The sequence below is a fragment of the Candidatus Manganitrophus morganii genome (genome assembly GCA_021651055.1).
Classification (GTDB): domain Bacteria; phylum Nitrospirota; class Nitrospiria; order SBBL01; family Manganitrophaceae; genus Manganitrophus; species Manganitrophus morganii.
Map to the genome: position 1 here is coordinate 1,599,437 of JAJHOH010000001.1, position 13,044 is coordinate 1,612,480.

A 13,044-nucleotide genomic window follows, 5' to 3' on the forward strand; every position below is an offset into this window, starting at 1 on the left:
ACTACAAACCAGGGGTTTGCGCCCGGCTTCATTCCATTCCGAAAACCGAATTCCTCATTCAAAACCCTCTATTTCATAAAGAGTCTGCTACAATAATAAAATCCCAATAGGAGATATACCGAATGCAATTGGATCTCCAGATGAATCTCCTGACCAGTATCGCCGTCAGCATCATTTTTGCCACGCTCGCGGCCCTGGTCGCGCGGGAGTTTCGGCAGCCGTTGATCCTCGGCTATATTTTCGGCGGGATCCTCCTGGGCCGGGAAATGGGGTTTGGGATCATCTCCGACGAGGCGAGCATCGATCTTATTTCCGAGATCGGCCTGATCCTTCTCCTCTTCATGATCGGCCTGGAGATCAATCTTTCCAAACTCCTCGACGCGGGGAGGCGGGTCGCCTTGAGCGGCACGGCCCAATTCTTCGGAGCGGTCTTTCTCGGTTTCCTCTTTCTTCGGCTTTTTCCGCTCGTCTCCAACGAAAACCCGTTCGATCCGTTTTACCTGGCCCTTGGCCTCGCGTCGAGTTCGACGATGATCGTCGTGAAGCTCCTCCACGACAAATACGAGCTCGACAGCTTTGCCGGCCGGATCACGCTCGCCATTCTCATCCTGCAGGACATTTGGTCGATCGTCTTTCTTGCAATCCAGCCGAATCTGCTCCAACCGAGCTTCATTCCGGTCCTTTCCTCGTTCCTGACGGGAGCGGGACTTCTTTCGCTGGCCTTCCTCATCAGCAAGTTTCTCCTCCCTAGGCTCTTTCTCTCAGTCGCCAAAGCGCCCGAACTGATGCTGATTACCTCGATCTCGTGGTGTTTTCTGGTATCCGGCACGGCCAATGCGATCGGGCTTTCAAAGGAGATGGGGGCGCTGGTCGCGGGTCTCTCGATTGCAGCCTTCCCCTATAGTCTGGATGTGGTCGCCAAAATCACCGGCATCCGGGATTTCTTTATCACCCTCTTTTTCGTCTCGCTCGGCCTGAAGGCGCCGGCCGTGACACTTCCGCTGATGGGAATCGTCTTGGCGGCCACCGGCTTCGTGGTGATCAGCCGGTTCATCACAGTGCTTCCCCTTTTCCATTCCAATGTCGGCCTGCGAGCCAGTTTGATCACGGCGCTCAACCTTTCCCAGGTGAGCGAATTTTCACTCGTGATCGTCTCGCTCGGCTTGACGTACGGCCATATCGGAGAAGAGGTCGTCTCGATTGTCACCCTCTCTCTCATTGTCGGATCGATTCTTTCCACTTATCTCATCCTCTACAGCGAGCAAATCGTCTCGTCGATCATCCGATGGACCAGAGGGCAGGAGACGCGGACGGTGGCGCCGGCCGACGCAACACCGCCGGGCATCCAGAAGGAAATCGTCCTCCTCGGCTTTTTCAAAGAGGCCAGCTCGTTTCTTTTTAAGATCAATCATGAGATGCCCTCCCTGAAAGAGCGGATCTTTGTGATTGATTTTAATCCGCAGACGTTGGAGATCTTAAAGAAGAACGGCATTGCTTGTGTTTATGGAGATATCGCGCATCCGGAAACCCTGCGGCATGCCGGGATCGGCGGGGCAAAGATCGTCCTCTCCACCATCCCCGATACCTTCCTGAAGGGAACCACGAATTCCCGTTTGTTGAAACAGATCCGAACACTCTGTCCGCAAAGCGCCGTGATCGTCACCTCCGAAACCATTCGCGAGACGCGGCGCTTCTATGAAGAGGGAGCCGATTATGTTCTTCTTCCCCGCCTCCTTTATGCCAGACATCTCTTCGATGTCGTCCAGACCCAAATACTTGAAGGCCTCGACGGCCTCCGTGAGCAACAGATCAATGACCTTGCCGAACGGCCGGCCGAAAACCTGATTAAAAACCCTCCCAAAATCTCTGATCCGTCACTTTGACGCCTGCCTTCCTGAACGGTTCCAAGTCTATTCCCTCTTCTGAGGAAGCAGAAAAAAGTCGGACTTGAGATCGATGCCACGGATGGATATAATGCTACCTACGCGTCCTCTCCCGGGGTTCGGGAAAGGCAAATTCAAAAAACGTCGATAAGGAGTCACAATGGCACGGATGGATGTGGTCGATTACCAAATTTTCGGCTCTGAGATGCAGTATGTCGAAATCGAACTCGACCCCGCCGAGGCGGCGGTCGCCGAAGCGGGCGGGATGATGTTCATGGAGAACGGCATCGAGATGGAGACGGTCTTCGGGGACGGCTCCCAGCAGCAAAAGTCCGGGTTTATGGGCGCCCTCCTCGGCGCGGGAAAGCGCCTCCTGACCGGCGAGTCGCTTTTTATGACGATCTTCATCAATCGGGGAAGCGGGAAGAAAAAGGTCGCCTTCGCCTCTCCTTATCCGGGAAAGATCATTGCCATGGATCTCAGAGAATTGGGAGGCCAGATCGTCTGCCAGAAAGACTCTTTTCTCTGCGCCGCGAAGGGGGTCTCCGTCGGGATCGCCTTTCAGAGGAAGCTCGGGGTCGGTCTCTTCGGCGGGGAAGGCTTCATCATGCAGAAGCTCGAAGGGGACGGCTTGGCGTTCGTGCACGCGGGGGGAACGTTGAGCGAGCGGAACCTTGCTCCGGGCGAGATGCTTCGGGTCGACACCGGCTGCATCGTCGCCATGCAGCCTTCGGTCACGTATGACATCGAATATGTCGGCAAGATCAAATCGGCCCTCTTCTCAGGGGAGGGATTTTTCTACGCCACGCTTCAGGGACCGGGGAAGATCTGGCTGCAATCGCTTCCGCTCAGCCGACTGGCCAGCCGGCTCTATTCGGCGATGCCGGGGGCCGGCCGCGGGCGCGAGGAGGGCTCGCTGCTCGGAGGATTGGGCGGTCTGCTCGATGGGAACAACTGACCGGTCGTGTCTTCATCCACCTCTCAAACGGAATTATTCGAGGTTCTCTGCTTCGGGCCGGGAATCCCCCCCCAGGGGGAGCGGATTTCCATTCGGATCACCTCGGAAGGGGTGATTCTACGTCCCGGCGGGCCGGATGAGGAGACCCTTCTCTTCGAGAGCCTCCGGATTACGGCCGGCGGATTCGATCACAACCAGATCACGCTGACCTGGATGAAGAGGGAGGAGAGCGGGTCGCTGATCCTCTCCGATCCCCGCGCCAAAACGGCCTTCCTCGCCGCCGCTCCCTCTTTTCTTGCACCGCAGCTGAGACAATGGCAAAAGCAGACTTCCCGCGTCGGACGGGGAATGCGGTTCGGTTGGTTTCTCCTCGGACTTTTGATCCTCTCTCCCCTCCTTCTCGGCCTGGCGCTTTGGTGGAAGTCGGATGCGATCGCCGAATGGGCCGTTCATCGCATTTCCCACACTTCGGAGGTGAAGTTCGGAGATCTGATCTACGCGCAGACCCGGCCCGGCCTGACCCTTCTTCCGGAAGGGGAAACAACGAAGATGATCGAGGAGATCGGGAGTCGATTGACGCAGGCGTCCCCCTATCCCTTTCAATGGCATGTCGCCGACGATCCGACGATCAACGCCTTTGCCATCCCGGGAGGGCATGTCGTCGTCTTTACCGGACTGATTGAAGCGGCCGAGTCGCCCGAGGAGGTCGCCGGCATCCTTGCCCACGAAGCCGAACATGTTCTTCAACGGCACAGCTTAAAGGGGATGGTTCACCAGCTCGGATGGCGTGTCGTTCTCGCCCTCCTCCTCGGTGATATCGGAGGAGGCCGGTTCGGCCAGGCGGCCGCCCAGATGCAAATATTAAGTTTCGGGCGCGATCAAGAATCCGAGGCCGACCTCAAGGGTCTCGCCCTTCTAAAAGAGGCAAAGATCGACCCGAAGGGAATGATCACCTTCTTTGACCGGCTCTCAAAAAAAGAGGGAGCATCGATCGCTCTCCTCTCCACCCACCCCGCCAGCGCCAACCGCGCCGAGGCAATCCGGACCGAAATCGACCGGATCGCCCCCTGGAAAAGCGAGCCGCTTCCGTATGACTGGGATGCGATTAAGAACGGCTTGAAGAAGTAGCGCTATCCCGCCTCCACCGCCGTCTGACACTTCGAACAAAACCCATAAAACGTCACCGACAGATTCGCCTTCTGAAAGTCGTGAATTTCCTTCAACGCCTTCTCGACCTTTTCGAAGAGATCTCGATTCCCCTTGACCACCTTCCCGCACGCCTTGCAGATAATGAAATGGTGTACCTGCTGCTCGAAGATGAATTGATACCGCTTTCCCTGCCCGGGGACGGTCAGCTCTTGGATCACGCTGAGCTGCTTTAACATCTCCAGGTTTCGATAGACGCTTGATCGATTGATGCCGGGGAGCTTGTCCTGAAGATGCGCCTGGATCTCCGGGAGGGAGAACTGCCTTGTGGAATGATCGATGAAATATTGAAGCAAAAACCGTCGGGCGGGGGTAATCCGCTGCTGATTGTGACGAAGCACTGCAATTAAATCTTTATGTTTTTTCATTGCCTCTTCTCCCGCGCCGATTCATGGCCGCTTACCCTTGACGATGCGCTTTTCAGATGCTACATGACTCGCAATGCAAATGCAACATTTATTTAATTGCGACATGTTGCATTAAATGGTATCTTATACGGTGGGCGGGAGGGGACCCTCCGCCCGTTTTATTCTCCGTTACGATAAGGACCTGGATGAAGACTCACTTCTTTACACCGCCGGCTATCCCCACCGATCGATTCTGGACCTTTTTGAAATCGAATTACCTCGTCGATGTCTCCGGCGACTTCTGGGGAGGGGTCACCTCCGCAGTCGTTGCCCTTCCGTTGGCGCTTGCCTTCGCCCTCGCTTCCGGCGTCGATGCCAAATACGGCCTCTACACCGCCATCGTCGCTGCCGTGGTGGCGTCGGTTTTCGGGGGATCGAAGGTCCAGATTACCGGCCCGACCGGAGCGATGGCGGTCATCCTTGCGGGAATCGTCGCGCAATATGGAATCGAGAAGCTCTGGGTCGCCGCCGTCTTGGCCGGGATCATCCAGATCGCCCTCGGCCTCTCCCGGATGGGACGGTTCGCTCTCTACATTCCCCATCCCCTGATCGCCGGCTTCACCAATGGGATCGCCGTCATCATCTTTGCCGGCCAGTTGAACAACGCTTTCGGCTTTCAGATTCCTGCCGCGGGCGGGGCAACCTTCTTTGAAGGCCTTTATACGACACTGACACACCTCCCCGGCCTGAATCTTTCAGCCCTTCTCCTCACCGCCACGGTCGTCCTCATCATGCTCTTCATGCCGGTCTCCATCACCCGCCGCGTGCCGGCCTCCCTTATCGGTCTGACCGCCGCCACGGCCGCCGCGGCCCTCTTTCAACTGAATGTGCCGACGATCGGCGCCATTCCGCATGTTCTTCCGATGCCCCATCTTCCCGCCGGCGCTTGGGGAGACCTTCACACACTCCTCCGTCCGGCGTTGGCGCTGGCCGCCCTTGGCTCCATCGAGTCGCTCCTCTCGGCGGTGGTGGCTGATAGCATGATGGCCTCCGAACGGCACGACAGCAACAAAGAGCTGTTCGGACAGGGGCTGGCCAACATCGTCACCGCTTTTTTTCAGGGAATCCCGGCGACCGGGGCGATCGCCCGGACGGCGGTGAACGTGAGGAGCGGCGCCAAGTCGCGCCTCTCCAGCATCTTCCATAGTCTGGCGCTGGTTCTGATCATGTTTTTTTTCGCCGAATTCGCATCGCATATCCCCCTTGCGGCGCTGGCGGGGATCTTGATGGTCACCTCTATTCGGATGGTCGAATGGGAAAACACCCGGGCGATATTCCGCGCCCCGGAGGCGGATCGGATCGTTCTGCTGATTACGTTTGCAGTAACCGTCGCCTTCGATCTGATTCTGGCCGTCGAGATCGGACTCATCTCCGCGGGGCTTCTCTTTATCCGCCGGATGAGCGAGCTCGGCATCATGAACCAATCGGTGGATGAGATCGTCCAATCGCCTGAGAAGGCCGCCCCGATTCAGGTCTGCCCCTATGTGGTCGTCGTCCGGATCGCCGGGCCCCTCTTTTTCGGCGCCGCGGAAAAGTTCATGAATGAGATCAAGAAGCGAATCGACATGAAAGTATTGATCCTGCGCCTGGGGCAGGTCAATATGATCGATGCCACCGGGGCGATGGCCTTTCGGGCCATCATTGATCATACGGAGCGGATCGGCGCAAAACTCTACATCAGCAGCCTTCAGCCCCAAGTCCGGTTCGTTTTGACGCAGATGGGATTGATGGAAATGATCCCGGAAGGTCGGGTCTTCGATCACGCCGACCAGGCGATCCGGGCGGCCTCAGAACAGATGGAGAAAGAGGTCTGCACCGGCTGCCGTCATTACGTGAGCGAGCAATGTGATCTCTTCGAAAAACCGCCGGACGCCGGCGGCGTGTAGTTCGATTCCCCCTTGCCAATGAAGTGTCCCCGGCATACAATCATCTCATGCATCTTATCATCGACGGTTACAACTTCATCGGGAGGCAGAAGGGGCTTCGGGGGGATCTGGAGGGAAAACGCGCCCGCCTCATCGAACAGCTCACAGCATATCGCCGAATCAAAGAACTCCCTGTTACGGTCGTCTTCGACGGAAGCGGGAAAGGAGCGGCCGAACGAACCGGAGGGATTGAGGTGATCTTCTCGGGGTACGGAGAATCGGCCGACGACGTGATTGTCCGGATGGCCGAAGATTTCCGGGAAGGCTGCACCGTCGTCTCTTCAGATCGGGCGGTGCGGGATCAAGTCCAACGGAGCGGCGCCGTCGCGCTCTACTCGGGAGAATTCGAGGCCCGCCTTCACGCCGCCCTTCACCAGGAGGGAACCCCGCCGATAGAAAAAGCGCTTGATGAGACGGAACCCGCCCGGCCGGCCGAAAAGAAGGGGAATCCGCGCAAACTTTCCAAAACAGAACGACGTCGTCAAGGACGTTTGAAGCGACTCTGATCTTCTTCCAACAAATTCCCAATCTGTTCGCAAAGTCGCGGAGAAAAGCTAAAAGTATTTCGCTTTATCTTTGAAAACTTTCATGATGGCGATCGTCAACCAGATCGTTCCCCCGCCCCAAATCAGGGTCCAGATCAGAAGCTTCAACCACTCTTTCATAGAGCGACCCGGCCGACCCTCTCCCTCCTCGGCTTCTTCATCCTCCGGCTCAAGAAGTCTAAACCGCCTCATTTTTCATCCTCTGGTTTGGCATTTGGATCTTTACGATCGCCCAATGTCGATCGGAGACACAGGACTGTTTCTATATACCCTATCTTGAATCGCTTCGCAATCCATTTTCATCCGCCGGAACTCTCGTATCTGAAAAACAGAGGATATTAAGGAGGACCGGAAAAATGACTGACGTTTTTGTCATCCTGAGCGACGCGAAGGATCTCTGTTTTTGTCCCATGACAAGGAGATGCTTCGCCCTTCGGCTCAGTATGACAAACCGCCGGTCAGACTTTTCAGGTGATTTATGTCGGCAAAAATGAGAAGGGTGGAATCAGGCGAGGAGATCGATCACACCCTTTTGCATTTCATCGGTGGTTTTGAACGCGGCAAGGCTCATACTGAAAGTATATTTTGCGAGGATCTGCTCGACGGCCTCTTCGGCCAGATCGACATTGGAAGCTTCGATCACTTCACCCTGGGGGGATCGATAGGAGGGTCCTGACTCCGTGCTCTTTCCGATCTCAACGACAACGCCGCCGGTGACCCCTTCGCTTAAAAGGACCTGATCTTTCTTGAAGCCGTCGGTGCTGAGATTGGCGACATTATTTGCCGATGCTTCGAGTTTTTCCAGACCGGCACGGAGACCTGAAAGAGAAGCTCCTAATGGTGAAAGCATCTTTTCCTCCTTACCTCACTTATCGGCAGGCCTTGAGAAAAACTTGAGGAGGAAAAGAGATTTTTTCTGATGTCCCCGAAATAGCTTATAAGAAATTGAATTTGCTGAAATATAAAAGTCTAAGTCAGGGTATATTGGGGGCCGCTTCCCCCCTCCGGCGGGGTTAAACGGCCTCCCTTGGCTCCGATGGCGCCGCATTGGACACAGTTGGTCGGGTTCATCCGGACGACCTTTTTCCCCTCGATATCGGTTCCCCACTCATAGACGTTGGCGGGGCACATATGAATCCAGGCCTCCCCGACCTCCTCCGGAACACGCACCTCCAGACGGAGGTGGTTCGGCTGGTTGTCGCGGCTGCTGTTTCCGCTGGCATGGACGCTGGTCAGCTTGTCGAAGATGTACTTTCCATCGGGCTTGGGGTACTCCCTCTTTTCGATAAAAAGCGGCTCGTCGGCATCCCGCCGCGTCTGAAAGCGCCACCCCGGAAAAGCCCCGCCGGTGACCGTCATCAGCCCCGCGAGCAACACCCCCGGCACAAACCCGTGGTCGAACGCCTGGCGCATGTTCCGGACACGATGGAGGTCTCGAAGAATGAAGCTCTTCCGAACGGCGGCATCGTATCCCGAAAGCGCGTCAGGCTGACCGAGATCCTTTCCCGATTTCAACGCCTCGAAGATCGCCTCGGCGGCGAGCATCCCGGAAGCCATCGCATAGTGAATCCCCTTCAGCGCCGGAACATTGAGAAACCCCGCCGAATCGCCGACGAGCAATCCCCCCGGGAGGTGAAGACGATCGGGAACCGAATAATAGCCTCCTTCCGGGATCGTCTTTGCTCCCCATCCGTTCTCAAGCCGCCGGCCCCCTTCCAAGATCTTCCGGAAGAAGGGATGGGTCTTCATCAACTGAAGGAGATCGTGGACCGACGCGCAGGCGTTGCGGTATCCGAGGCCGACGACAAGGCCAAGCGAAACCAGATTTCCCCCCATCGGATAGAGGAAACTTCCCCCGAACTCGTTATATTTCTTTTCACCCCGGAGCGGCCACCCCATCGTGTGGATGACCTCTTCAGGAGGATGGGGAACCTCCCAGATCTCCTTTACCCCGAGCGAGTAGGTCTGTGGATTTGAGCGGGTGATCCCGAAGTGGGCAATCGCCGTTTGTGTGAGGTGCCCCTGCGCCCCCTCTCCGAGAACCGTCGCCTTGGCAAGGATCTCGGCCCCCTCCTGAAAATTCTCCATCGGCGCGCCGGTCCGATCGCGTCCCTTGTCGCCGCTCTTCACCCCGCGGATCGCGCCGTTTTCAACCAGGAGTTTCGCGCCGGCAGTTTCGCTGAAGATCGAAACGCCGAGCGCCTCGGCCTGCTCCGCGAGCCACTTCCCGAACCGGCTGACCGAGATGACGTAATTCCCATGATTGCGCATCGTCGGAGGAAGGGGGACCTTGTATCCCTTCTCCGAGGAGAGAAGATAAAGCGCCTCTTTTTGGACGGGGACTTCGAGCGGGAACTCCCCTTCTTTCAAATCCGGGAAAAGTCTTTTCAGCGAGACCGGATTGAGGATCGCTCCGGCCAGGAGATGCGCCCCCGGATATTTCCCCTTTTCGACGATCGCAATCGGGAACTCGCCAAGGGCCGCTTTCACCTCGGGGGCCTGCTCCAGCAATTGCGCCAGACGGATCGCCCCGGCGAGGTTCGCCGGACCGGCCCCAACGAAAAGAATGCCGACCTCGATCCGGTTCTCCGGGCCCGACGTGACCGGCGAGATGAACTCCCCCGGCTGCACGGGCGGAGGAAATCGGGACGGTTCCATTCACCCTCCTCAATTAGGTTAAACATCTCCTATCATACCCGGCGTTGCGCATCGACGCAAGTCGATCGATCTGTTTCGATGTGGGGGAACACCCGATGCATCCATCTAATCTCCCCCGCAGTGTGCAAACCAGTTCTACTCCCCTATGCAAAAGAGAACCGACAGTGATCAATCTATGCAAGCAGGTTCATCACATTGTAGTGATATCGATGTTTTCCTTTCCTAGATGGAAGAGGCGATCTCAAAAAGATGGTACAGAAATTGCCCTGATCTTGGATAAATGAATCCGGGTCCAATCATGCAGAATCGATTCACTCTATCATCCATGTGGCGCTCGATGCTCATAAAAAAACGCTCTCCTCTCCCCCTTTTTCTTTTCCTTTTCCTCGCCCTGACTGCGTGCGGAGGGGGGGATGAGACGGAGGATCTCAACGGGCCCCAGGTGATGGAGACCAATCCCGCTCCCGAAGCGACCGGTGTTCCGCTTTCGGGGCAGATCGAGGCAACCCTCTCGAAAGGGATCGACCCGGCCACGATCAACACCGATACCTTTATCCTCACCGGCGTTTCGGGAGAGGTGACCTATCAAAACGGCAAGGCCGTCTTTACCCCCTCCATTCCGCTCGCCGACGGAACCACCTACCATGCGGTCTTGACGACGGGGATCAGAGATCTCGACGGCGTTCCGCTTCCGGAGAACTTTATCTGGTCTTTCACCACGGGAGCCACCGGCGGCGGGGGACCGGATCAGACCCCGCCCGAAATCGTCTCAGCAACTCCCAGAGAAGGGGCGACGAACATCCCGATCAATGCGCCGGTCCGGGTGGTTTTCTCCGAACCGATCCGTCCCGAGACCCTTCGGACCGATACCTTTTTCATCCGGGGGATTCCCGGCGAGATCCGATACGACGAGTCGACGCGCACCGCCACGCTACAGCCGCTGGCGCCGCTCGCGCTCCAGTCCAAATACGAGGTGACGGTGACCAACCAGATCACCGACCGGGCCGGCAATCCCCTGCCCGCCGCGCAATCATGGTCGTTCACCACCGCCTCCGTTATCGATCTGTCGCCGCCGGTGATCCTTTCAACCGTTCCGGGAGACGGAGAAACCGGCGTCGCGGTGAACAGCGCCATCCAAGCGGTCTTCAATAAAGAAATCGACGAACAAAGCCTCCCTTCCAACTTTATTCTACAAGGCCCCGGCAGAGGAGAGATTGCTTCGTCGATCCGCTACGATTCCGGCGCGCGGACCGCGACCCTCACACCCAGCGCGGCGCTGCAACCGGAGACAACCTATCAGGCGATCGTCCGGAGGGGAGTCTCCGATTTCAGCGGCAACGGGCTCGCAGCCGACGTTCGATGGTCGTTCACCACCGTGAGGAGCGACGACCAAACCCCACCGGGGGACGATCGTCCGGAGGTCATCGAGCGACAGCCGATCGGCATCGATATTCCCCTTGAGAGTTTCGTCACCGTCCGGTTCAGCAAGGCGATCCGGCCTGAGACACTGGCGGGCAATTTCATGATCACCACCCGGGGGGGAGCGATTTCCGCCGAGATCGGATATAACATCTCCTCGAACACGGCGACGATGATCCCCTCCCGGTTGAGACACGGCACCAATTACACCGTTGTCCTGACGCACGATATCAGAGACTTGGCCGGGAATCGCCTCGAACATACCAGCTGGAGTTTTCGGACCGTGAATCGCCCCGACGATGATGATGACGATTGAACATGCCCGATGTTTGACGCCGCTTGGGAAGGATATCGCTCGCCATTAAAACCGCAGAAATCAAAAAAAAAGCGGAACCTGTTTCCTCCCGTTCCACACCGAAACCGCCGGTCTTTGCGCGCGTCGGTCCTCTCGGCGCCTTCCCCCTGAATCTGATCTCCGCGTTGGTCGTGATTTTCACGTTGCAGTGGGCGCGGGAGGTCCTCATTCCGCTGGTGATCGCCCTCTTTATCAGCTACTTTCTCGATCCGATCGTCGCCCGAATGGAAAAACGGAAGATCTCCCGCGCGGTCGGGACCGCCTTTTTGCTGACGGCGATTGTCGCAGGGATCGGCTCCGCAATTTACGGGTTGGGGGATCAGGCCGATGCGATTTTAGAACAACTCCCTGCGGCCTCGCAAAAGTTCAGGCAATCGCTCCGGGAAGGCCGCAACGACCGGGAAGGGACGCTGAACAAAGTTCAGAAAGCGGCCACTGAGATCGAGAAGGCGGCGGCCGAAGCAGCCAACGCCGCTGCGCCCCAAGTGAAACCGGCGCAGGCCGCCCGGCCGGGATTGGATCTCCGCAACTATCTCTGGGTCGGAACGATCGGCCTCGTCGGGATGGCGCTGCAAGCGGTCATGATCCTCTTCTTGGTCTACTTTCTATTGGTTTCAGGCGATACGTTCAGGCGGAGGCTGGTTAAAATCGCCGGCCCCTCTTTCAGCAGAAAAAGACGGACACTGGAAATCCTCGATGAAATCAACCTGCAGATGAAACGGTTTTTGTACGTGCAGGTGATCACGAGTTTGTGGATGGGGGTCGCCATCTGGCTGGCGTTTCGGTGGATCGGGCTGGAGAATGCCGGCATGTGGGGAATCGCCGCCGGCATTTTAAAATCGATCCCGTTCCTGGGGGGGACGGCGATCATCGGAGGGACCGCGCTGGTCGGATATCTTCAGTTCGAAACCCTTTCGATGGCGCTGCTGATCGGCGGGGTGTCGATGGGGCTCAAAAGCCTGGAAGGACTTCTCGTGAGTCCCTTGATGACGAGCAAAGCGGGCCGGATCCACACGGTTTGGATCTTTGTCGGCATCTTTTTCTGGGGCTGGATTTGGGGGGTCTGGGGACTGCTCCTCGGCATTCCGATCATCATGGTCGCCAAGGCCGTTTGTGATCGGATCGAGGGCCTCCAGCCGATCGGGGAATTATTAGGAGATGAACGCCGCGCGCATTCGTCAGGGGGCGAACGCAATGTCACCCCCTGACGTGTCGCTCACCGGCAAGTGTTTAGCAGCCTAGGCCGCTTCCGCCAGTTTTTTCTTCTGCGCTTCCATTCGCTTGCCGAGATCTTCCAGCTGCTCTTTGGAGAAGGCCTCCCGCGCGCTTTTGAACATCTCCCCTTCTTCTTCCTCGACATGGTGCTCCACGTTTTCCTGAAGCACGGAGAGTTTTGCCGTCCACTGCTCGCTGTCCCTCGACAAGGCATCCATCTCGTGCAGGAGTTGCTTGATCACCTTGTGTTCCTCAAACCCTTCCAGGGTCACTTCGCGTGTTTCATTCGCCTTCTTCAGCGCCGGATAAAAGATCTGCTCCTCGATCTGGGCGTGAATCTCCAATTCCGTCATCAACTTATTAAAAAGCGTCTCCCGTTTTTTGATCGCCTTCTCTGTCGTTGACTCCAGCTCTTCGAATAAATCGGCGACCTTCTCGTGATCCTCTTTCAACAGTTTAAATGGGTCCATGTT

At 57.1% G+C, this 13,044-nt stretch carries 12 protein-coding genes; 7 read left to right on the plus strand and 5 right to left on the minus strand.

Annotation, left to right across the window (positions count from 1 at the left end):
• Positions 1-122 precede the first annotated feature (122 nt).
• The 3 genes from MCM46_07145 (at position 123) to MCM46_07155 (ending at position 3,969) form a co-directional block, all read left to right on the plus strand.
• Positions 123-1,883, plus strand: coding sequence for a cation:proton antiporter (locus MCM46_07145; protein MCG3111586.1), 1,761 nt, complete (start codon positions 123-125; stop codon positions 1,881-1,883).
• A 160-nt stretch (positions 1,884-2,043) separates the two neighbouring features.
• Entirely contained in the window at positions 2,044-2,841 is a 798-nt protein-coding gene (locus MCM46_07150) for a TIGR00266 family protein (GenBank protein MCG3111587.1), read from the plus strand.
• Positions 2,842-2,847: 6 nt separating this feature from the next.
• Positions 2,848-3,969: a M48 family metallopeptidase gene (locus tag MCM46_07155; protein ID MCG3111588.1), complete on the plus strand. Its 1,122-nt coding sequence runs from the start codon at positions 2,848-2,850 to the stop codon at positions 3,967-3,969.
• A gap of 2 nt (positions 3,970-3,971) precedes the next feature.
• On the opposite strand, the gene MCM46_07160 is transcribed toward MCM46_07155, so the two are convergent.
• Entirely contained in the window at positions 3,972-4,415 is a 444-nt protein-coding gene (locus MCM46_07160; GenBank protein MCG3111589.1) for a transcriptional repressor, read from the minus strand.
• A 185-nt stretch (positions 4,416-4,600) separates the two neighbouring features.
• Here MCM46_07160 and MCM46_07165 point away from each other — a divergent pair, with 185 nt between their 5' ends.
• Both MCM46_07165 and MCM46_07170 read left to right on the plus strand, forming a co-directional pair.
• The gene (locus MCM46_07165; GenBank protein ID MCG3111590.1) at positions 4,601-6,340 is read left to right on the plus strand and encodes a SulP family inorganic anion transporter; all 1,740 of its coding nucleotides are present in this window, start codon (positions 4,601-4,603) and stop codon (positions 6,338-6,340) included.
• Positions 6,341-6,387: 47 nt separating this feature from the next.
• Positions 6,388-6,885 (plus strand): NYN domain-containing protein, encoded by a 498-nt coding sequence (locus MCM46_07170; protein ID MCG3111591.1) that lies wholly within the window; start codon positions 6,388-6,390, stop codon positions 6,883-6,885.
• A gap of 48 nt (positions 6,886-6,933) precedes the next feature.
• Here the strand turns inward: MCM46_07170 and MCM46_07175 are convergent, their stop codons facing one another.
• The 3 genes from MCM46_07175 to MCM46_07185 form a co-directional block, all read right to left on the minus strand.
• On the minus strand, positions 6,934-7,116 hold the full coding sequence (locus MCM46_07175) for a hypothetical protein (GenBank protein ID MCG3111592.1): 183 nt from the start codon (positions 7,114-7,116) through the stop codon (positions 6,934-6,936).
• Positions 7,117-7,429: 313 nt separating this feature from the next.
• Positions 7,430-7,774, minus strand: a complete 345-nt coding sequence (locus tag MCM46_07180; protein MCG3111593.1) for a flagellar basal body protein — start codon at positions 7,772-7,774, stop codon at positions 7,430-7,432.
• 119 nt (positions 7,775-7,893) lie between these two features.
• Positions 7,894-9,582 carry an electron transfer flavoprotein-ubiquinone oxidoreductase gene (locus tag MCM46_07185; GenBank protein MCG3111594.1) on the minus strand — a complete coding sequence of 563 codons (1,689 nt, stop codon included), beginning with the start codon at positions 9,580-9,582 and terminating at the stop codon, positions 7,894-7,896.
• A gap of 337 nt (positions 9,583-9,919) precedes the next feature.
• Between MCM46_07185 and MCM46_07190 the strand changes: the two genes are divergently transcribed.
• Complete coding sequence (locus MCM46_07190; protein MCG3111595.1) at positions 9,920-11,317, plus strand: Ig-like domain-containing protein; 1,398 nt, start codon at positions 9,920-9,922, stop codon at positions 11,315-11,317.
• 23 nt (positions 11,318-11,340) lie between these two features.
• Positions 11,341-12,564, plus strand: coding sequence for an AI-2E family transporter (locus tag MCM46_07195; protein MCG3111596.1), 1,224 nt, complete (start codon positions 11,341-11,343; stop codon positions 12,562-12,564).
• A gap of 30 nt (positions 12,565-12,594) precedes the next feature.
• Here the strand turns inward: MCM46_07195 and MCM46_07200 are convergent, their stop codons facing one another.
• Positions 12,595-13,041, minus strand: a complete 447-nt coding sequence (locus MCM46_07200) for a hemerythrin domain-containing protein (protein MCG3111597.1) — start codon at positions 13,039-13,041, stop codon at positions 12,595-12,597.
• Between the last annotated feature and the right edge of the window lie 3 nt (positions 13,042-13,044).